The organism is Pseudomonas sp. MF08817 (assembly GCF_059862705.1).
Genome location: NZ_JCBCUY010000091.1, coordinates 1 through 1,567 on the forward strand (window position 1 = coordinate 1; position 1,567 = coordinate 1,567).

Annotated in this window: 2 protein-coding genes and 1 pseudogene; all 3 read right to left on the bottom strand. The window is 47.1% G+C overall.

What is annotated here, in order from left to right:
* Positions 1-104: 104 nt before the first annotated feature.
* A complete protein-coding gene (locus AC19YR_RS24705) occupies positions 105-770 on the bottom strand; it encodes a hypothetical protein (protein ID WP_500600435.1) in 666 nt (221 codons plus the stop codon).
* Positions 767-1,393, bottom strand: coding sequence for a hypothetical protein (locus tag AC19YR_RS24710; protein WP_500600436.1), 627 nt, complete (start codon positions 1,391-1,393; stop codon positions 767-769). Before AC19YR_RS24710 ends, AC19YR_RS24705 begins: the two co-directional genes overlap by 4 nt.
* Positions 1,394-1,448: 55 nt before the next feature.
* Positions 1,449-1,567 (bottom strand): annotated as a pseudogene (locus tag AC19YR_RS24715) (IS30 family transposase); the annotation flags it as partial.

Below are 1,567 nucleotides of genomic sequence, written 5' to 3' on the forward strand. Positions count from 1 at the left end.
CAGGGCACGACCTGATCCATCTCGATCAGGAAGCGCTCACGGCGGGTCTGCTTACGTTTGCCGGCGTACTCAGCATCGGCGAAGGACATCTGTTTCATCGGGACTCAACCGTTCGATTCCTGTGAGGCGGGTATTTCACCAAATCTGGAAGCCTTTTTCAGAGTTTCCTTAACGAAGCCGTAGGGCATACAGAAACCCTTTTCTTCCGGCACTTCATAGAGCGCGCGGGCGCGAAAATTCCCAATGAAATTAACGAGATTAGCATTGATGTAATCTTTAATATTTTTTGTTTCATCGTCTGATTGCAGATAAGAATAAATTCGGCCTGCTTGATAAATGAATATTGACCCATGAACCCTCTGCTTGCTAGTAAAGAAGGACAGTACTGAGTTCTGGGCAGCTTCATAAGTCAGTATTTTTATAGATGGGTCGGTTTTCATGCGCAGTTTTAGGTTTTCTATTTGCTTCGCCCTCTCATCCTTTATACCTGAGAAGCTGCTTTCAGGAAGTACTGAGGACGTGCGAATATCGCCAATATAGATCGAGCTTGCAAAGAGCTCGATTTCTCTATGGAAAATCTTGTGTGTCCCCTTACTTGGGTCTATATCCCCCAGTGTCACGCCTATGTCGATTTCTCCTGGCAAACCAATCTGAAAATACCCTACACACTCAGTCTTCCAGCCCTCAGGGAGGGGTTGTGCCTTGGCTTGAAGGGCAAAGAACATACTTCCTAGGAAACAGGCCAATGAGATTATTTTAGTAAGCTTCATCCGCGAAACTCCGAGGTATTTATTGACCGTGACGCGATTTTCTTTTTAGTCTGCTGGGCATCAAGCGACTCGCTGGTTACAGGTTCAGTAGGTGGAGTATGAGTCATCAAAGCATGGTGAAAATCCATGTTGTTATTCTCGTGTTTTGTCCAGTTGATTGGGTAGGCTGTGATAAAGCCAGAAATTTTATTTAATCTCGGGAGCGAGTCAATTTCATGCTGCGGAGTTTTCCAGAACTCTAACTCAAAGGGCATGAGCTCTTTTTTGACTTCTGCCAAATTTATTTTTCCATAGTCTTTTTGTGCCACCTTTGTATTGATGACAGGCCAGATGGAGGCACGATAACTTCGATCACCGTCAGTGGAGTGAAAGCTTCTTGGAATAAACTTAAAAACCGCTTCATAATGTTCCGTATTACGCTTGGCCACCGCCTGTATCGCCTTCCAGCTTTCCGGATACCCAGGTTTTTCAATAGCATCCTTCAATTCATCAGCTGGGCGCACGCCGCCGCGCATACCAAATAACTTACGCCATATCCCCTTGCGCAACTCATGGGCAAACGTCCGCGCCGGCTGGAGCTTGCCCGTTCCCAAAAAATCTTTCTGTTGTACGTCCAGGTCCATGACCAGTACCGCCAATTCCGAGTCACGCATCCCCAGTAAACTACGGTCCCTGAATTCAACACATAAGTGCAACGCTCACCCCTGCATAAACTTCGTACGGCGTCTTCCAGCCCAGGCGTTTTCGCGGGCGTAAATTGATCTTCGTTACCACGCGACTGACCGCCTCGACGGTCA

What these genes read in the sequence shown, in the direction of transcription:
- AC19YR_RS24705 (WP_500600435.1), bottom strand. Translation starts at nt 770, where the DNA reads ATGAAGCTTACTAAAATAATCTCATTGGCCTGTTTCCTAGGAAGTATG.
- AC19YR_RS24710 (WP_500600436.1), bottom strand. Translation starts at nt 1,393, where the DNA reads ATGGACCTGGACGTACAACAGAAAGATTTTTTGGGAACGGGCAAGCTC.